Origin of the sequence: Zongyangia hominis, assembly GCF_014385095.1 — a bacterium.
Classification (GTDB): Bacteria; Bacillota; Clostridia; order Oscillospirales; family Ruminococcaceae; genus Zongyangia; species Zongyangia hominis.
Window position 1 is genome coordinate 134894 of sequence record NZ_JACRTC010000005.1, and the last position, 17718, is coordinate 152611.

The 17718-nt window shown below is 59.8% G+C and carries 16 protein-coding genes; 9 read left to right on the top strand and 7 right to left on the bottom strand.

The window, feature by feature from the left end; translation table 11 throughout:
- Positions 1-204 precede the first annotated feature (204 nt).
- Both H8709_RS08375 and H8709_RS08380 read left to right on the top strand, forming a co-directional pair.
- Entirely contained in the window at positions 205-972 is a 768-nt protein-coding gene (locus tag H8709_RS08375) for a TIGR00282 family metallophosphoesterase (protein ID WP_262397927.1), read from the top strand.
- Between the two features lie 102 nt (positions 973-1074).
- The gene (locus H8709_RS08380) at positions 1075-1335 is read left to right on the top strand and encodes a stage V sporulation protein S (protein WP_262397928.1); all 261 of its coding nucleotides are present in this window, start codon (positions 1075-1077) and stop codon (positions 1333-1335) included.
- A gap of 113 nt (positions 1336-1448) precedes the next feature.
- Here H8709_RS08380 and H8709_RS08385 read toward each other — a convergent pair whose 3' ends face one another.
- Positions 1449-2369, bottom strand: a complete 921-nt coding sequence (locus tag H8709_RS08385) for a shikimate dehydrogenase family protein (protein WP_262397929.1) — start codon at positions 2367-2369, stop codon at positions 1449-1451.
- 258 nt (positions 2370-2627) lie between these two features.
- Here H8709_RS08385 and H8709_RS08390 point away from each other — a divergent pair, with 258 nt between their 5' ends.
- The 3 genes from H8709_RS08390 to recG are packed head-to-tail and all read left to right on the top strand — an operon-like array spanning position 2628 to position 6766.
- On the top strand, positions 2628-2981 hold the full coding sequence (locus H8709_RS08390; RefSeq protein ID WP_262397930.1) for an Asp23/Gls24 family envelope stress response protein: 354 nt from the start codon (positions 2628-2630) through the stop codon (positions 2979-2981).
- Positions 2982-3033: 52 nt separating this feature from the next.
- Positions 3034-4680, top strand: coding sequence for a DAK2 domain-containing protein (locus tag H8709_RS08395; RefSeq protein ID WP_262397999.1), 1647 nt, complete (start codon positions 3034-3036; stop codon positions 4678-4680).
- 58 nt (positions 4681-4738) lie between these two features.
- The gene (gene recG / locus H8709_RS08400) at positions 4739-6766 is read left to right on the top strand and encodes an ATP-dependent DNA helicase RecG (protein ID WP_262397931.1); all 2028 of its coding nucleotides are present in this window, start codon (positions 4739-4741) and stop codon (positions 6764-6766) included.
- A 116-nt stretch (positions 6767-6882) separates the two neighbouring features.
- Here the strand turns inward: recG and H8709_RS08405 are convergent, their stop codons facing one another.
- The 3 genes from H8709_RS08405 to H8709_RS08415 are packed head-to-tail and all read right to left on the bottom strand — an operon-like array spanning position 6883 to position 10236.
- Positions 6883-7398 carry a DUF6125 family protein gene (locus H8709_RS08405; RefSeq protein ID WP_262397932.1) on the bottom strand — a complete coding sequence of 172 codons (516 nt, stop codon included), beginning with the start codon at positions 7396-7398 and terminating at the stop codon, positions 6883-6885.
- Between the two features lie 10 nt (positions 7399-7408).
- Positions 7409-7681 (bottom strand): metal-sensing transcriptional repressor, encoded by a 273-nt coding sequence (locus H8709_RS08410; protein ID WP_262397933.1) that lies wholly within the window; start codon positions 7679-7681, stop codon positions 7409-7411.
- 14 nt (positions 7682-7695) lie between these two features.
- Positions 7696-10236: a heavy metal translocating P-type ATPase gene (locus H8709_RS08415; RefSeq protein ID WP_262397934.1), complete on the bottom strand. Its 2541-nt coding sequence runs from the start codon at positions 10234-10236 to the stop codon at positions 7696-7698.
- Between the two features lie 451 nt (positions 10237-10687).
- Here H8709_RS08415 and H8709_RS08420 point away from each other — a divergent pair, with 451 nt between their 5' ends.
- Together H8709_RS08420 and H8709_RS08425 are read left to right on the top strand one after the other, a co-directional pair.
- The gene (locus tag H8709_RS08420) at positions 10688-11032 is read left to right on the top strand and encodes a hypothetical protein (protein ID WP_262397935.1); all 345 of its coding nucleotides are present in this window, start codon (positions 10688-10690) and stop codon (positions 11030-11032) included.
- Between the two features lies 1 nt (position 11033).
- Positions 11034-12161, top strand: coding sequence for a DUF3810 domain-containing protein (locus H8709_RS08425; protein WP_262397936.1), 1128 nt, complete (start codon positions 11034-11036; stop codon positions 12159-12161).
- A 191-nt stretch (positions 12162-12352) separates the two neighbouring features.
- Here H8709_RS08425 and H8709_RS08430 read toward each other — a convergent pair whose 3' ends face one another.
- The 3 genes from H8709_RS08430 to H8709_RS08440 form a co-directional block, all read right to left on the bottom strand.
- Positions 12353-13279, bottom strand: a complete 927-nt coding sequence (locus tag H8709_RS08430; RefSeq protein WP_262397937.1) for a ribokinase — start codon at positions 13277-13279, stop codon at positions 12353-12355.
- Between the two features lie 23 nt (positions 13280-13302).
- A complete protein-coding gene (locus tag H8709_RS08435) occupies positions 13303-14727 on the bottom strand; it encodes a Sapep family Mn(2+)-dependent dipeptidase (protein WP_262397938.1) in 1425 nt (474 codons plus the stop codon).
- 161 nt (positions 14728-14888) lie between these two features.
- Positions 14889-16025: a Gfo/Idh/MocA family protein gene (locus H8709_RS08440; protein WP_262397939.1), complete on the bottom strand. Its 1137-nt coding sequence runs from the start codon at positions 16023-16025 to the stop codon at positions 14889-14891.
- Positions 16026-16272: 247 nt separating this feature from the next.
- On the opposite strand from H8709_RS08440, the gene H8709_RS08445 reads away from it, so the two are divergent.
- Both H8709_RS08445 and H8709_RS08450 read left to right on the top strand, forming a co-directional pair.
- A complete protein-coding gene (locus H8709_RS08445) occupies positions 16273-17079 on the top strand; it encodes an amidohydrolase family protein (RefSeq protein WP_262397940.1) in 807 nt (268 codons plus the stop codon).
- Positions 17080-17211: 132 nt separating this feature from the next.
- Positions 17212-17703, top strand: a complete 492-nt coding sequence (locus H8709_RS08450) for a heme-degrading domain-containing protein (protein WP_262397941.1) — start codon at positions 17212-17214, stop codon at positions 17701-17703.
- Positions 17704-17718: the final 15 nt, after the last annotated feature.

A 17718-nucleotide genomic window follows, 5' to 3' on the forward strand; every position in this document is an offset into this window, starting at 1 on the left:
TGTTGCACTGTGGCGGGAAACCTATAAGAAATGCGGGCCGGGGAAAACATCCCGGCCCCTTTTTATTTTTTCCCGATTGTGGTAGGATGGCATCAGAAGATAGCGGAAACCCATTTGGAGTGCATCCGCATTTTTTGGGCGCAGCCGGGGCAGAATTTTTGGGGAGAAGACCCGGGAAAACGACAGAGAGGTAGAGGGAGCAGTATGAGAATCTTAGCCATTGGGGATGTGGTGGGAAAGCCCGGCAGCGAGTTTTTCCGCGCCAAAATCGGCGGCATCCGGGAGGAATATCAGATCGATATGGTCATAGTCAACGGGGAAAACTCGGCGGAGGGCAACGGCATCACCACCCCTTCGGCCAAATTCCTTTTTGCTTCGGGCGCCGATGTGATCACCACCGGCAACCACGCCCTGCGCCGGCGGGAATGCTATGATATCTATGAGCGCCGGGACGGGGTCATCCGCCCGGCCAACCTCCACCCCGACGCGCCGGGTGCAGGCTGGTTCCTCTTCGACGCCTTTCCCCGGCCAGTGGCGGTCATCAACCTCCTGGGACAGGTGTATCTGGACCCGGTGGAGAGCCCCTTCGACTGTGTGGACCGTCTGCTGGAGCAGATCGACACGCCCATCGTCCTGGTGGACTTTCATGCGGAGGCTACGGCGGAGAAAATCGCCATGGCCTATCATTTAGACGGCCGGGTCAGCGCCGTATTTGGAACCCACACCCACGTCCAGACGGCCGACGAGCGCATCTTTTCCGGCGGCACCGGCTATATCACCGATCTAGGGATGACCGGCCCTATTGACTCGGTTTTGGGGGTCAAACCGGAAATTGCCCTCTACAAAATGCGGACCCATCTGCCGGTGCGCTTTGAAAATGGGACCGACCCATGCAAACTGTGCGGAGCAATTTTTGAGATCGACGAAAAATCCGGCAAAACAACTAAAATTATTCGACTAAACATCAAATAATTAACAATATTTCCTCGACGCCCTTGCGAAATGCACGAAATTGCGCTATTATTTAATTACGGATTTGTGTAACAGCTATAATTGCAGCAAGGGGGGATTATTATGGAAATACTTAAAGTTTCAGCAAGATCCATACCAAATTCAGTTGCAGGTGCGATAGCGGGCGTAATTCGTGAGAAGGGCGCGGTGGAGGTCCAGGCTGTGGGAGCCGGAGCATCCAACCAAGCCGTAAAAGCAGTGGCCATTGCCAGAGGCTATTTAGCTCCAGCCGGAGTCGATCTCATTTGTATTCCGGCATTCGCCAACGTGGAGATCGACGGCGAGGAGCGGACAGCTATCAAGCTCATTGTAGAACCAAGATAAGAACGAACAGTAACAGGGCAGGGATGATTCATCCCTGCCCTGTTTTCGCCGGCTGCCGCCGGGGGGCATCGCGCCCCAGGTTTTAATTGTAACATTGGCGTTTCACACGCGTCTCAGCGGGACATGGAGGCGAGTTCCGCACGCCGCTCGTTGCGCACACCGCGCAGCGCAATGGCTACCTCCAGCGCTTCGATGGCTTCCGCCAGCGCGTCGGGGCCAAGCTTCACACCGAAGTAAAACTCCATCATGGCAAGCTGCTGCTGATAGAGCATCCCCTTTCCGCTGACGGTGGGGAGTCCCCGGCTCTTGGCGGCCTCTAAGAAGGTGGTGGTGGGGTAGAGGACATCCGCCGCGATGCACTCTTTGGGCAAAAGGTCCACAAAGCCCAGGTGGGGGAATTCCTGCCAGTGGCTGCCGCCGCCCAGACAGGTGCACTGCACCGCCAGCGTGATGTCCGGCGCCGTTTGGGAGAGATATTCCTCGGTGAAAGGACCGTAGGTGGTGTCCGCGCCGTAGATTTCCCGGAGGGTATCGGCGATATATTTCGCTTTTTCCACCGTCCGGTTGACAATGGTGAATTTCTTGACGCCACGTGCGCACAGGTCGGCGGCGATGGGGCCGGCCACGGCGCCCGCGCCGATCATGAGGGCGTGGCGTCCGCCGATGTCCCCCTGTTCATATTGGAGGGAGAGCCCCATGCCCGCGCCGTCGAGGCCCACGCCGATGAGCTTCCCCTCCCGGATTTTGACGTGGTTGACGCATTTGAAGGCCCGGCTGGCCGGGTCGCACTCATCCAAAAAGGGGATGATGGCGCTCTTGTGGGGCATCGTCAGGTCAAACCCGGCCGCGCCGATAACTTTGGCCGCCTTTACAAAGTCCCCAAGCCCGCCTTTGGGTACCGGGACGGACAGGTTGACGGCGTTTACATTGCAAAACTCATAGAGCGCGTTGTGCAAATAGGTGGCGCAGCACTGGTCCAAGGGGTCGCCGATCTGAAAAAGAATCTTGGTGTCCACATCATATTTGAGCCGCATGGAATTGGCCTCCTTCGGTCATGAAAATGGCGGTTGACCCGCTCCTCGGGGGCGGGAATGGTTATCTTCATTATAGGCCCTATGGGAGAAGGAAGCAAGGTGTGAAAAAATCGGAAGAATGGGAAGAATTCCCCGTCGGGACAATTGATTTATTCCTGAATAATTGGTACAATATAGAATAATGTTTGTATCCATCCCGAAAGGGTAAACTGATAATTTTTCCCCGTCTGGAATAAGATGAAGTAAGGAGGGGTTCTAATGATCAAGATTGAAAACCCCCTGGGCACCATTGAAATCTCCCAGGAATTTGTAGCCAATCTGGCTGGTAAAGCGGCATCGGAATGCTTTGGCGTGGTGGGGATGGTCAACTCTACACCGTCCCAGGGCTTTCGCGCCCTGCTCAGCCGCAAGGATGTGCCGGACAAGGGCATCCGTATTCGCAGCACCGCCGGCAAACTGACCATCGACATGCACATCATCGTAACTTACGGCCTGAATATTGCCGCCATCGTAAAAAGTATCGTCAATAAAGTCAGATATACCGTTGAGGACGCCACGGGACTCGATGTGCTCAAGGTCAACGTGTATGTTGACGGTATGAAGTCGGAATAGACATCTGCGGGGGAATATAAGCAGACTGAAAGTAAAGGGAGTGCTGATCACGGTGATAACAGGCCAGATATTGCGGGATGCTTTCATCTCGGCGTCCAATCATATTGTCAATCAAAAACAGCAAGTGGATGAACTCAACGTTTTCCCGGTGCCCGACGGCGACACGGGAACCAATATGTCCATGACCATCTCCGCCGCGGCCCGAGAGCTGAGTGTCATGGAGCACCCCGGCGGGGTGGGAGAGGTGGCGGCGGTGGCGTCCAGCGCCCTGCTGCGCGGCGCCAGAGGCAACTCGGGCGTCATTTTGTCCCTTCTGTTTCGGGGTATCTCCAAGGGGCTCACCGGCAAAAAGGAAGCGGACGGCAAGGACCTAGCGGCGGCGCTCGCTAAAGGTGTCCAGGCCGCCTACAAAGCGGTGATGAAGCCCACCGAGGGCACCATCCTCACCGTGGCCCGGATGGCGGCGGAGCACGCCGACAAGGTGGCCGCGGAGAACGACGATCCCGTATTCGTGTGGAATGAAATCTGTACATCCGCCGAGGACGCCCTGGCCCAGACTCCGGAGATGCTGCCGGTGCTCAAAAAGGCGGGCGTCGTGGACGCGGGCGGCCGGGGCCTGGTGGTCATCTTTGAAGGCATGAAGAGCGTGTTCCAGGACGGCGTCATCATCCCTTCCCAGGAGGAAAAGGAAGCGGCGTCCGCCAAGAGCGGCACGTCCAGCGCCATCGGGGACTACGAGGGGGAAATTACCCACACCTACTGCACCGAGTTTATCGTTCACAAGGCAAATGGCAACGACCCGCTGGCCCTGCGCGCTTATCTTGAGAGCATCGGCGACTGCGTCGTGGTGGTGGACGACGACGATATCATCAAGGTCCATGTCCACACCGACAACCCCGGCAAGGCGCTTCAGCACGCGCTGGGATTCGGCATGCTCGCCAACATTAAGATCGACAACATGCGCTTGCAGTTTGAGGGCAAGAAGGCGGCAGCCCAGAAGGAACAGCAGGAGGACACCTATCTCCCTGTGGACCCGGACACCCCCTACGGATTCGTGGCGGTGGCGGCCGGAGAGGGCGTCAGCCAGCTCTTCACCGATCTGGGTGTAAACAAGGTGGTCAGCGGCGGCCAGACCATGAACCCCTCCACCGACGACATCCTCCACGCCATCCACGCGGTGCCGGCCCAGTGCGTCTTTGTGTTGCCCAACAACAAGAACATCATCATGGCGGCGGAGCAGACCATCAAGCTGGCCGACCGGAAGGTCATCGTCCTCCAGACCCGGAGCATCCCCCAGGGCGTGGCGGCCATGCTGGCTTTTGACCCGGATTTGACGGCCCAGGAAAACCAGCTTTCCATGATGAAGGCCTATGAGAAGGTGGGGACGGGACTCATCACCTTTGCCGCGCGGGACTCCGATTACGACGGCCACAACATCCATAAGGGCGACCTGCTGGCCATGGAAAACGGCAAGCTCACCTTTACCGACCGGGACTTGACCCGGGCGGTGACCAAGCTGACCCGGGCGCTCATCCATCGGGATTCCAGCTTTGTCACCTTGTTCTACGGCGAGGATGTCGCCGACGAGCAGGCGGAGGAGACCCTGGGCGTGCTCAAAACAAAGCTGCCCGACGACATCGAGATCACGCTGATTAACGGCGGACAGCCGGTGTATTATTACATGATTTCCGTGGAGTAATGAGATTTTCTAAGGAGGGGGAAGGCCCCCTCCTTTTTTCATCGAAGGGGGGAGGAACATGGCTGACGGCAATAAGGACATCCGCTATCTCAAGGGCGTGGGGGAAAAGCGGGCCAAGCTCTATGAAAAACTGGGGATCACCGACTTATGCTCCCTGTTGGGCCACTACCCCCGCACCTATATCGACTTGACCCGGCCCGTATCCATCGCCGGGGCCCCGCCGGACGGGGCGGTGCCCATCCGGGCCGCCGTCGTCTCCAAGACGGGGGAGCAGCGCATCCGCAAGGGCCTCTCCCTCTTCAAGGTGGTGGTGACCGACCATTCCTCCGATATGGTCATCACCTTCTTTAACACCAAGTTTACGGTGGACGCTTTGGAAGTGGAGCAGGAGTACATCTTCTACGGCAAGGTGGAGGGCACCTTCACCCGGAAGACCATGGCTTCCCCCCTGGTCTTCCGGTCGGGAGAGCGGGCGGGCCTCATCCCCGTTTATCCGCTGACCGAGGGCCTTTCCTCCAAGCTCATCCGGGAGAATGTGCGCCAGGCCCTCGCGGAGATGGAGGGCCACATCGAGGACCCGCTGCCCAAAGAGATGCGGGAGGCGTTTCATCTGTGCCACAAATCCTACGCGGTTCAGAATATCCATCTGCCCCCCGACCGGGCGGCCATGGAGATCGCCCGGGACCGGCTCATCTTCGAGGAGCTGCTTTTGTGCCAGCTGGCGTTTCTGCGGATGCGAAACCGCAGTAAGCGTCTCAAGACCCGGCCCATGGAGCCCTATGACCTGGCCCCCTTTTATGAGAGCCTGCCCTTCACCCTGACCGGGGCCCAGCGCCGAAGCATCGAGGAGGCCTGCCGGGACATGACCGCCGGCACCCCAATGAACCGGCTGGTGCAGGGGGACGTGGGCTCGGGCAAAACCATGGTGGCGGCGGCGGCCGTCTATTTCGCGGCCAGGAACGGGGCCCAGTCGGCGCTGATGGCGCCCACTGAAATTCTGGCCCTCCAGCACTTTGAGACCCTCGCCCCGGTGTTGGAACCGCTGGGGGTCAAAGCGGCCCTCCTCACCGGCTCCACCCGGGCCGCTAAACGCCGGGAGCTGCTGAAGTCGCTCCAGGCAGGGGAGATTCAGCTTCTCATCGGCACCCACGCCATCATCGAAGAGACGGTGACCTTTGACCGGCTGGGCCTGGTGGTCACCGACGAGCAGCACCGGTTCGGCGTGGCCCAGCGGGTGCGGCTGTTGAGCAAGGGGGAGAATCCCCACGTGCTGGTCATGTCGGCCACTCCAATTCCCCGGACCCTGGCCCAGACCATCTACTGTGACCTGGACCTGTCGGTCATCGACGAGCTGCCGCCGGGACGGCAGAAGATCGAGACCTACTGCATCGGCTCGGACAAGCGGATGCGAGCCTTCGGCTTCATCCAAAAGCACCTGGACGCGGGAAAACAGGCATACATCGTCTGTCCGCTGGTGGAGGCGGGGGAAGCAAGCGACCTAAAGCCCGCCACCGAGTACGCCAAACTCTTGGCCGACCGGTATTTCTCCGGCTACACGGTGGGACTGCTCCACGGCAAGATGAAGCCGAAGGACAAGGAGGCGGCCATCACCCGCTTTAAAAACGGGGAAATCCAGCTCCTTGTCTCCACCACGGTGGTGGAAGTGGGAGTGGACGTCCCCAACGCCGTCATCATGATGATCGAAAACGCCGAGCGCTTCGGATTGTCCCAGCTCCATCAGCTCCGGGGCCGGGTGGGCCGGGGCCGGGACCAGGCTTACTGTATCCTTTTAAGCGACGCCAAGGGGGAGCAGACGAGAAAGCGGCTGCAGGTCATGTGCCGGACCACCGACGGCTTCGCCATCGCCAAGGAGGACTTAAATCTCCGGGGCCCCGGCGACTTCTTTGGGCTGCGCCAGCACGGCCTGCCCACCTTAAAGCTGGCGGACCTGCTCACCGATACGGCCACTTTGAGCCGGGCCCAGGAGGCCGCCCGGCAGATCCTCACAAAGGACCCGGACCTCACCGCGCCCGAACACCGGCTCCTGGTGGCCGGCGTGGAAAATATGATGCAGGATGTGGACTAAATAAAGAGCAAAAGCGCCCTGGAATATTTCCAGGGCGCTTTTGCTTCCCGCGATTATATCATGCGGAAGCTCGTGCAAAAGAAGAGCGGCGGAAATTTCCGCCGCTTTTCTTTGCGTCAGGGCTTAAGAGTGAATTTCCAGACACAAGCGCAGCTTTCGTCGGTGATGTCGGGGTAGCAGCTCACCGCTTCGGCGGTGATGCGGTCGTCGATGACCCTGGCAAAGCCGTCGTACTCCACCACGCCCACCCGCTTGCAGGGGTGAAAGAGCATCCTCTTCCGGGACCGGGCGTCCTGCACCCGGCAGGAATGAACCCGGTAGAGGAGGGTGTTGCCCTCGATCTCGATGCTGTCTTTATTGAGGCAGGCATAGAGGCGAAAGGAGAGGGCTTTTTCAAGCCCTTCCAGGCCCGCCCGGTCGGGGAGACCTAAAAAGGCTTTGATGCGGTTGGCCTCAATCTGGGTAAAGCGCCGCCAGACCTCCTCGTCGTGGTCCATGGCCACGTCCATGCCAAACTGCCGCTCCGCCGCCTGAAACCAGAGCCCGTCCATGGCAAGCCAATTCTTGGCGTAGATGGAGACAAGCTCCAATAGCTTTTCCCGGGGGAGCGCTTCCATGTTTTCGTAATCCATCCTCATCCTCCTATCGTTCCAGCTTGTCGAAGACCGCCATGATCTCCTCGATTTTTTCATTTTTGAGCCCTTCGTCCTCCTGGGCAAAGGCCTCCCGGACACAGCCGGAGAGGTGGGCTTTGATGATCTCCCGGTTGACCTTGTGGAGGATGGCCTCGGTGGCCATGAGCTGGTTGGAAATGTCGATGCAGTACCGGTCCTCCTCGATCATGCCCAGGATGCCGTCGATCTGGCCCCGGGCGGTTTTGAGGAGGCGAGTCACTTTTTTGTGGTCCGCTTTCACGGCGTTCCCTCCTTTTACGCGATGGATGTGACGGTGTAGCCCGCGTCGGTCACCGCTTTGGTGAGGACGTCGTCGCCGACCTCTTGGGAGAGGGTCACCGTGGCGCTTTTCTCTTCCAGATTGACGGTGGCGCTGACGCCGTCGATGGCGTTGAGGGCGCTCTCCACCCGTCCGGAACAATGGGCGCACATCATGCCTTCAATGATCATGGTCTTTTTCATAGCAGTTTCTCCTTTAGTCTTTGATGAAATGATAGGGTCTCCGGCGGCCGCGGTCATACGACGCCGGGGTTTGAAGAATTTGAGGCGCAGGGCATTGGACACTACGCACACCGAGCTGAGACTCATGGCGGCCGCGCCGAACATGGGACTGAGCTTCCAGCCCAAGAGGCTAAAGAAGACGCCGGCCGCCAGGGGAATGCCGATGGCATTATAGAAGAAGGCCCAGAACAGGTTCTGCTTGATGTTGCGGATGACCGAGCGGCTTAACTCGATGGCGGTGACCGCGTCGAGAAGGTCGCTCTTCATGAGCACCACGTCCGCCGACTCGATGGCCACGTCGGTGCCCGCGCCGATGGCCACGCCCACGTCGGCCCGGGCCAGCGCCGGGGCGTCGTTGATGCCGTCGCCCACCATGGCTACCCGTTTGCCCTCCTCCTGGAGGCGGCGCACTTGGCGCTCTTTGTCGGCGGGCAGGACCTCTGCGATGACGCTGGTAAGGCCGAGCTCGCGCTGGATGGCCCGGGCGGTGCGCTCGTTGTCCCCGGTGAGCATGGTCACCTCCACGCCCATGGCGCGCAGGGCGTCGATAGCCTCCTTGCTGGTGGGTTTGACCACGTCGGCCACGGCGATGAGCCCCAGCGCACGGCCGTCCCGCGCGAAGAAGAGGGGCGTCTTGCCGTCGTTTGCAAGTCTCTCGGCGGCGTCCGCCAAGGCGTTTAACTCGACGCCCCGTTCCGCCATCAGCTTTTTGTTGCCGCCAAGGCAGGGCGAGCCGTCGACGACGGCCTCCACGCCGAAGCCGGTGACGGCGGCAAACTGCCCGGCGGGGAGGACGGCGGCCGCCTGTTCATCGGCATATCGGGTGACGGCCTGGGCCAGCGGATGCTCGGAGGGACGCTCCAAGGCCGCCGCCACCTCCATGAGCTCTTTGGCTGAAATGCCGGGGGCAGGGAGCAGGTCGGTGACCGAGGGGGTGCCCTGGGTGATGGTGCCGGTCTTATCCAAAACTACGGCGTCCACGTGGTGGAGCACCTCCAAGGCCTCGGCGGATTTAAAGAGGATGCCGTTTTGAGCGCCCTTGCCGGTGCCCACCATGATGGCCACCGGCGTGGCCAGGCCCAGGGCGCAGGGGCAGGAGATGACCAGCACGGCGATGCCGATGGAGAGGGCGAAGTCAAAGGGCTTGCCCAAGAGCAGCCAGACGAGGCAGGAAAGTACCGCGATGGAGATGACCACCGGCACAAACACGCCGCTGACCTTGTCGGCCAGCTTGGCGATGGGGGCCTTGGTGGCGTTGGCGTCCTCCACCAGCTGGATGATCTGGGAAAGGGTGGTGTTCTCCCCCACTTTGGTGGCGCGGAAGGTGAAGTAGCCGGATTTGTTGATGGTGGCGGCGATGACCGGGTCCCCCGGCGCCTTTTCCACCGGGATGCTCTCGCCGGTGAGGGCCGATTCGTCCACCGCGGAAGCGCCCTCTAAAATGACGCCGTCCACCGGCACACTCTGGCCCGGACGGACCGCCAGTACGTCGCCCACCAGCACGTCGTCCACCGGAATTTGAACCTCCTTGCCGTCCCGAATGACCGTGGCGGTTTTGGGGGTTAGGTTCATCAGCTTTTCGATGGCCTCGGAGGTTTTGCCCTTGGAGCGGGTCTCCAAAAACTTGCCCACGGTGATGAGGGTCAAGATCATGGAGGCCGACTCAAAGTAGAGGTCCATGCTGTAAGCGTTTACGACATCCATGGCCCCGTGGCCCAGTCCCCAGCCGATCTGATAGATGGCGAAGACGCCGTAGATCAGGGAGGCGGAAGACCCGATGGCGATGAGGGAATCCATATTGGGCGCGCCCCGGAAGAGGGCGGGGAAGCCCACTTCATAATATTTGCGGTTGATATAGATGACCGGCAGGGTCAAGAGAAACTGGGTGAAGGAGAAAATGAGGGCGTTTTGGGGCCCGTGGAAGAAGGCGGGGGTGGGAAGCCCCAGCATATGCCCCATGGAGATATACATCAGCGGAATCAAAAAGCAGAAGGAGAGGATCAGCCGCCGCTTCATAGAGGCGGTCTGCTCCCGAGCGGCGTCGGTGGGCGCCGCTGCCGACGTTGTTTTCGTCCCGACAACTTTGTCGTGGAGGGAGGCCCCATAGCCGCCCTGCTCCACCGCGGAAACAATGGCGGCAGGGTTTAGCACCGTTTCGTCATATTCCACCTGCATGCTGTTTTGCAGCAGGTTCACGCTGACATCCTGGACGCCTTCCAGCTTCCGTACGCTCTTTTCCACATGGGCCGAGCAGGCTGAACAAGTCATGCCCGTCACATCGAATTTTTGTTTCATTATAGTCACCTCGCAATACCATACCCCCGGGGGGTATCTTTATTGTAGACTCATTGAGTAGATTTGTCAACAGGGAGAGAGAGAAAAGGGCAAAAAAACAGCTCGGAGTGTCCGAGCTGTTTTGTCTTGCTATAAAAAATCGACGCGCAGGGCGTCTGCGCTAGAATAGGGAGAGGAAGGCGGCGCTGAGCATGGAGATGACGAAGACGGCCGCCAACACCAGGCACATGACCCGCACAAATATTTTTGATTTACCCATGGGTTTCACCTTCCTTCTCAGTTTCCTCTTTACTATACCACGCGGTGGCCGCTTTGGCCAGAGCGAAGAAACGAAGTTCATGGAATATTTGCGCTTTTCTTGCAGGGGATTCACAATCTTTCGTTGCGCGGGGAAGGGGTAACTGCTAAAATAGGAGACAGACGAAATTTAAGTGGCGAGGAGCGCGAAGACATGAGCAAAATGGAAATTATCAATATTGAGGCGGGGCGTCCCACCGTGGAGGAGGCCATCCGCCGGATGAATATGGGTCTTGCCACCGCCCGGGGCCGGGGGGCCAAGGCGGCCAAGATCATCCACGGCTACGGCTCTAGCGGGGTGGGCGGCGGCATCCGGCCCAGAGCCCGGGCGGAGTTGCAAAATAAGCGGCGGATGGGACGGCTGAAGGCGGTCATCGCGGGAGAGGATTTTTCCAGCTACGCGGTGGCGGCCCGGGAAGCGGTGGCGAAGCTCCCGTGGCTTCAGCAGGACAGCGACTACGGACGGAGAAACGATGGCGTGACCATCGTGCTGTTTTAAGATGGACAAACTCCGCCGGTTCTTTCATAGCCCCTTCGCCCTCAAACGGCTGTGGTGGCTCTTGGGAGTGCCCCTCTCCCTCCTCTTAATCGCCATTGCCTCCGCAAATTCCGCCTTTGCGGAGGGCTATGTCCGCACCGTTTACCCCGTCTTCATGCGCGCTATCTCCTTTGTCACCTCCCTTTTCCCCTTTGCGCTGGTGGAATGGGTGGTGCCGCTGGCCGTGCTGGCGGTGCTTATTTACCTGATCGCCGTCATCGTCCGGGCCGTCCGCCGCCGGGAGGGAAGGGGGCTTATCCTCTACAAAGCGGGGGTCAACCTGTGCGTCATCGGCTCCTGCATCTTTCTGGCGCTGACGCTGTTTTGTTCCATGAATTACCACCGCTATCCGGCGGCGGACCTCATGGGTCTCACCGTCCGTGACTCCTCCAAGGAGGAGCTGGCGGCACTGGTGGAGGAACTCATCGGGGAGGTAAACGACCTCAGGACCCAGGTCCCCGAGGACGAAAACGGGGTCATGACCTTTTCGGGATCTCTGGGGGACTTGACCAAACAAATGAAAGGGGAATACGCCCGCTTTTCCTCCGGGACAGACTTTGTCAACGAGGTGTCGGCCCGTCCCAAGGTGCTGCTCTGCTCCCGGCCCATGTCCTACACGAAGCTGGTGGGATTTTTCTTCCCCTTCACTTTTGAAGCGAACATCAACGGGGATGTCTCCCACTACAGCATCCCCTTTAACGCCGCCCATGAGCTCTCCCACCTGGCGGGCTTTATGCGGGAGGACGAGGCCAATTTCATCTCTTACCTGTGCTGTGTGAGTTCCGGCGATGTGAGCGTGCGGTATTCGGGCAAGGTGATGGCCATGATCTATGCGGGCAACGCCCTTTTTCGCATCGACCCGGAGCTTCACACCCAGCTCATGAGCGCTCTAGACGACGGCGTGCGGCGGGACTTTGCCGCCAACAGCGCCTATTGGTCCCAGTTTGAGGGGCCGGTGGCCCAGGTGGCGGACAATGTCAACGACGCCTATCTCAAAAGCCAGCACCAGGCCGACGGCGTCCAGAGCTACGGAAGGGTGGTGGACCTGCTGCTGGCCCAGTACCGGGCGGACAAGGGCCTCGATGAGTGATCCAGCCCCCACCGGTGATGGCATATCCCTCCCCCCGGCCACAGGCGGCGGAGCATCCCGCCCCGATGGCGAAGAAACCCTCTCATACAAAAGCGCCGGAAGCGTACGCTTCCGGCGCTTTGTTATGGTTTTTGCCGCACAGATTTCTCGAAAGCCGCTGATTGATTTCGGCGCTTTTCGGAGAGGAGAGATTATGTAGACGCGAAGGTATCGGAGAGGGACCGGGGCGGCATGGAGTCATAGGCGCCGATGTGGCTGACCACATAGCCCGCAAAGTTCTGGGCGTAGGCCACGGCGGGCAGAAGGGCGGCCCGGTCGTCCAGATGGGAAGGGTCCATCCGGGAGACGAGAGCGCCGATGAAGGAGTCCCCCGCGGCGGTGGAGTCCACCGCGTTCACTTTGCTGGCGGGGAGGTGGTCAAACCCCTTGGCGTCGCACAAAAGCACCCCGTGTTCCCCCAGGGTGACGATGACGATCTTGACCCCGGCTTGGAAGAAGGGGCCCATTTTGCTGTAAAGCAGGGCGTAATCGTCGGTGACGGGGACGCCGATCAAGTAGGCCAGTTCCGTCTCGTTGGGGACGAGAATGTCGGTGGAGCGTAACAGCGCCGGGGGCAGGTCGTCCACCGGCGCTGGGTTGAGGACGGTGGGCTTGCCGCACGCCTTGGCCCGGGCAAAAAAGAGGGTGGCGGCCTCCATGTTGGTTTCCAATTGGGTCACCGCGATGTCACACTCTTCAACGAGAGGGGCCGTCCGGGCCATCTCTTCAGCGGTGATGGCCTTGTTGGCCGCCACATCCACCACGATCATATTCTTGCCGTCGGGGGCGATGATGATGACGGCGGAGCCGGTGGGGATGTCTTTGGACTGGAAGGTGCAGCTGTGGTCGATGCCCTCCCGTGTGAGCAGCTCATAGAGGTAATCCCCGTCCGGGCCCAGCTTGCCGATGAAGGAGACCTGGCACCCGGCCCGCCGGGCGGCGACGGCTTGATTAAAGCCCTTGCCGCCGGTGGAGGCAAAGCGCCCGGTGGGCACCACGCTCTCCCCCACATCGGGGAGCTTGGGGACCTGATAGGTTTTATCGATGTTGATGCTTCCCAGCACACAGATTTTTTTCATGGACTCTCCTTTCCCGCCTGGGTTCACTGGACATCGAAGTCGATGCCGTCCAGGCGCAAGAGGGATATGGCATAGATTTTGGCTGCGTCCAGGAGGTCCTCGATGGCGATGGCCTCGTCGGGCTGATGCATGCCGCCGTGGCCGCTCTCATCGGGGAGCAGGCCGCCCGGACGGGCCGCGCCGAAGGCAGCCGACCGGGGCATCTCCCGGGCGTAGGTGCCACCGCCGATGGCGTAGGGGGCGAGGTTTTGCCCAGTGAGCTCGTTGTAGGTCTCGGTGAGGAAGGTGACCGCCTCGCTGTCGGCGGGGATATAGAGCGGTTTACTCTCCATACACTCGCCCAGGGTAAAGCCGTTTTCCTCACAGGTGGCGGCGATATGCTCCCGCAGGGCGGCAAGGTCGGCGCTGATGCAGGCGCGGATGTTTACGTTGAGGACCACCCGGCCCTCTTCCACGCCGATGAGGCCGCCGATGCAGGTGGTTTCCCCCGAAACGTCGTCCCGGCCCTGGATTTGCAGGCCCGCGCCGTCGTTGGTTTGCAGCACCTGTACCACAAAGGAGAGGGCGTCCCTATCGCTGCCCTCCATAAGGCCGCAGTCCACCAGCGCCTTGCACAGCTTGTGGATGGCGTTGACCGAGCCTTCCGGGAAGGCCGCGTGGGTGGAGACGCCCTTGGCGGAAATGGACACCCCTTCTTCGGACTCCGCCACCACCAGGTCCCCCTTTTGGTCCCCCAGTTTTTGGAGCACTCCATCCACCGTCATGTCCCGCAGGACGATCTTGGCGTGGGCGGCCACGGCGTTGGTCACCTCGCCCCCCGAGAGCGCCGCGACGCGCTCAGAGAGGACGGGGCCCACCAAATTGGCGGCGAGGATGCCCTTCTCCCCATTGCAGACGGGAAATTCCGCGTCGGGGACAATGGAGAAGTCGGGGATGGGGCAGTGGTCCACATAGTACTGCATGTCCGCGCTGCCCGTCTCCTCGCTGCACCCCATGATGAGACGCACCGAGTGGACCATGGGCACCGCCAGTTCATAAAGACAGCGCATGGCGTAGAGGGCGGCCACCGCCGGGCCCTTGTCGTCGGCCACGCCCCGTCCGATGAGCTTTCCGTCTTTGACGGTGCAGTGGTAGGGCTCGTGGAGCCAGTCGGGACCGGCGGGCACCACGTCCAGATGGGTCAGGATGCCCAGCTCCCTCTGGCCGTTGCCCATGAGGATGGAACCGGCGTAGTAGCGGTGATTCTGGGTGCGAAAGCCGTAGGAGCGGCCCATCTCCAGCGCCGCGTCCAGCGCCTTGGCGGGGCCCTCCCCAAAGGGGTGGGCGCCTTCGGTGGCCACCGACACGCTTTCGATGTTGACCAAGGCGCCGATGTCCCGGACCATCTGGTCCCGATGGGCGTCGATCCAGTCGAGAATTTGGGTTTTGAGTTCCTTGTCTACTTTCATAAGCTGCCGCCTTTCTTCGCTTCGTAATAGATGGAATATGTTGGGAGATAGGTTTTTGTCAAAAGTATGGACCGGTTCGTCCGGATTCAAACGAGGAAACGGCCGAAAAACGGCCTGCAACTCACTGAAAGTCACAGGCCGTGAAACGCTTGGGGGAAGAATCAGTCGATGCTGACCCAGGTGCCGCCCTGTGCGTCGGACTCGTAGGCGCGCTCCATCACCTTCTGGATGTAAGCGCCTTCCTCCAAGGACGGGGTGGCCGGCGTACCCTCATGGACGTGGTAAAGGAAGGTGGCCAGGCAGTGGACATGGGCGCGAATCCAGCCCACCGAACACATGGCGCCGGGGAACGCAGCCGCCGGAGGCGCGTAGCGCTGGGTGCAGGAGATGCATTTGAAGCCCCGCTCGCCGCCTAACGGGCCGTCGGGGATGGTGTTGTCAAAGAAATACAGGTGGTTGGGGTCGGCGATGTCAAAGGTGATGGCGCCCTTGACCCCGTGAATCTCAAACCGGAGGGAGTCGTCGAAGCCGGTGCCCACCTTGGACGCCTCGATGGTGCCGTAAGCGCCGTTTTTCATCTGGCACATCATCAGCGCCAGGTCGTCGTTGTCCACCGGGACCATGTTGCCCTCGGCGTCGGGGCGTTTGTCGTAGAGCTTGTCGGTCTGACAAAGGATCTTCTCATAGTCGCCCATAAGATAATAGCCCAGGTCCAGGATGTGGGAGCCCAAATCAAACAGGACGCCGCCCCCGCCCAGGGAATTCTTATGCCGCCAGCCGATCTTCTTGTTGGGGTCGATGTTGCTGGCGTGGAGGAAGATACCGCGGAAGGAGGTGATGCGGCCCAGTTTGCCCTCGTCGATGAGGCGCTTGGCGTTCATGATCATGGGATAGAAGCGGTTTTGCAGGGCGATCTGCGCCGTAACATGATACTGCTTGGCCAGAGCGATGACCTCCTCCGCCTCCGCGTAGTTCATGACAAAGGGCTTGTCGCAGTAGACGTGCTTGCCCGCCTTGATGGCCTTGATCACCATGTCCTTGTGGTAGGCGTTGGGGGTGCAGATGTTGACGATCTGAATGTTGGGATCGTTAAAAATATCGTCCGCGTTGGAGGTCGCATAGGAAAATCCCAGCAGCTCCTTGGCCTTCTCCGCCTTGGAGAGGGTCGTGTTGCAGATGCCCACCAGCTTCACTTTGAAGGGCATGTCCGGATAATAGAAGGGAAGGGTCTGATAGCCATAGGAATGGGTTTTGCCCATAAAGCCATAGCCGATGACGCCAACGCCGTATTCTTTCATTGCAGCCACCTCTTTGATCAAATTTTGGGAACGCTCTGAGAACTTTGAGCCGTTATGTCCATTTTACATAGTTTGGCAGCCGGTTTCAACAGAATGTGATAAATAGTGGATGCCAAAGAAATGCCCCTATTTTTGGTGATATTGAAGCAGCGGCGTCCCAAAGGTGGGAAGCCGGCTATTTACCACCGGGAAAAAATTGTGCTATAATGGGTGCCAGGAACTGGATACCAGACTGGAGGCGTAATTCATGCGCATTGATTTTCACACCCATTGTTTTCCTGATAGAATAGCGGCGGGCGCTGTGGCAAAGCTGCAAAGCATTTGCGGCATCACCCCCGAGACAGACGGCACCTACGACGACACCTGCCGGGCCATGAAGGAATGGGGCACGGACATCGCGGTGCTTTTTAACATCGCCACCAACCCCCGCCAGCAGACCTCGGTCAACAATTTCGCCGCCGCCCACAACGAGGGTCCCACCCGGGCCTTCGGCTCGGTCCACCCCGAGGCGGAAAACGCCTTGGAGGAGCTCGAGCGCATCCGAACGCTGGGGCTCAAGGGCATCAAGCTCCACCCGGATTACCAGGAGTTTTTCGTGGAGGAGGAGCGTGTTTTCCCCATTTACGAAAAGTGCCAGGAGCTGGGGCTCATCGTGGCCTTTCACGCCGGGTGGGACCCGCTGTCTCCCGATCTCATCCACACCACCCCCCAGGGAGCTGCGGCGGTACTGGACCATTTCCCCAGGCTGCGGGTGATTCTGGCCCACATGGGGGGCTTTAATCTGTGGGACGAGGTGGAACGGCACATCGTGGGGCGTAAAAACGTCTATCTGGACACTTCCCTCGCCATGGGCAGCGTACCGGTGGAGCAGTTTGTGAGGATGGTGCGCAACCACGGCGCCGATCACATCCTCTACGGCACCGACTGCCCCTGGTCCAACGGGGAAGCGGCGGCGGAGTATATCCGCGCTTCCGGCCTGACAAAAGAGGAGCAGGACCTCATCTTTTTCGGCAACGCCTGCCGTCTGCTCGGTATTCCAGAAAATATTGACTAAAAATAGGCCTTCATTTTCTGCGGGCGCGGCGAGAATTTCCATTGGATTCGACTTCCATTTGTGATATGGTAAAAGTAAGCAAAAAGGTGCGACTGCGGGGAAAATTCCCCGGCAAAAGAGGAGGTCATTCCCATGGAAATATTCAAGAAGGACACCAAGGCGCTGCAGGAGCTGGTGGAAAAACAGGAGACAGTGCTGCGGTTTCAGCATTTTTCCTATAAGGATGCCTGGGAGCTGGGCGTGCTGATGGTAAACGAAGCCAGAGAGCGAAAGCTCCCCATCGCCATCCGCATCACCGTCAACAACCTGGTGGTGTTCAGCCATGTGCTGGAGGGGGCCAACGCCCACAATGAACAGTGGCTGGGCCGCAAGCACAACACCGTCTTCACCCGCCAGGAAAGCAGCCTGCACCTGTTTACCGTGGCGGAATTAGAGGGTAAGACACTGGAAAAGGATTGGCTACTTGACCCGATGGAGTACGCGCTGTGCGGCGGCGGTTTCCCGCTGTATCTAAACGGCACCGGCGTCATCGGCTCCATCTGCGTTTCGGGGCTGCCCCATGTAGACGACCACATGTTCATTACCGGCTGCCTGGAAAAGTTCTTGGGCGTCAAAGTTCAGTAAAACAAAAAGCGGAAA

Coding starts and splice junctions, on each gene's coding strand:
- H8709_RS08375 (WP_262397927.1), top strand. CDS start 205: ATGAGAATCTTAGCCATTGGGGATGTGGTGGGAAAGCCCGGCAGCGAG.
- H8709_RS08380 (WP_262397928.1), top strand. CDS start 1,075: ATGGAAATACTTAAAGTTTCAGCAAGATCCATACCAAATTCAGTTGCA.
- H8709_RS08385 (WP_262397929.1), bottom strand. CDS start 2,369: ATGCGGCTCAAATATGATGTGGACACCAAGATTCTTTTTCAGATCGGC.
- H8709_RS08390 (WP_262397930.1), top strand. CDS start 2,628: ATGATCAAGATTGAAAACCCCCTGGGCACCATTGAAATCTCCCAGGAA.
- recG (WP_262397931.1), top strand. CDS start 4,739: ATGGCTGACGGCAATAAGGACATCCGCTATCTCAAGGGCGTGGGGGAA.
- H8709_RS08405 (WP_262397932.1), bottom strand. CDS start 7,398: ATGGATTACGAAAACATGGAAGCGCTCCCCCGGGAAAAGCTATTGGAG.
- H8709_RS08415 (WP_262397934.1), bottom strand. CDS start 10,236: ATGAAACAAAAATTCGATGTGACGGGCATGACTTGTTCAGCCTGCTCG.
- H8709_RS08420 (WP_262397935.1), top strand. CDS start 10,688: ATGAGCAAAATGGAAATTATCAATATTGAGGCGGGGCGTCCCACCGTG.
- H8709_RS08425 (WP_262397936.1), top strand. CDS start 11,034: ATGGACAAACTCCGCCGGTTCTTTCATAGCCCCTTCGCCCTCAAACGG.
- H8709_RS08430 (WP_262397937.1), bottom strand. CDS start 13,279: ATGAAAAAAATCTGTGTGCTGGGAAGCATCAACATCGATAAAACCTAT.
- H8709_RS08435 (WP_262397938.1), bottom strand. CDS start 14,727: ATGAAAGTAGACAAGGAACTCAAAACCCAAATTCTCGACTGGATCGAC.
- H8709_RS08440 (WP_262397939.1), bottom strand. CDS start 16,025: ATGAAAGAATACGGCGTTGGCGTCATCGGCTATGGCTTTATGGGCAAA.
- H8709_RS08445 (WP_262397940.1), top strand. CDS start 16,273: ATGCGCATTGATTTTCACACCCATTGTTTTCCTGATAGAATAGCGGCG.
- H8709_RS08450 (WP_262397941.1), top strand. CDS start 17,212: ATGGAAATATTCAAGAAGGACACCAAGGCGCTGCAGGAGCTGGTGGAA.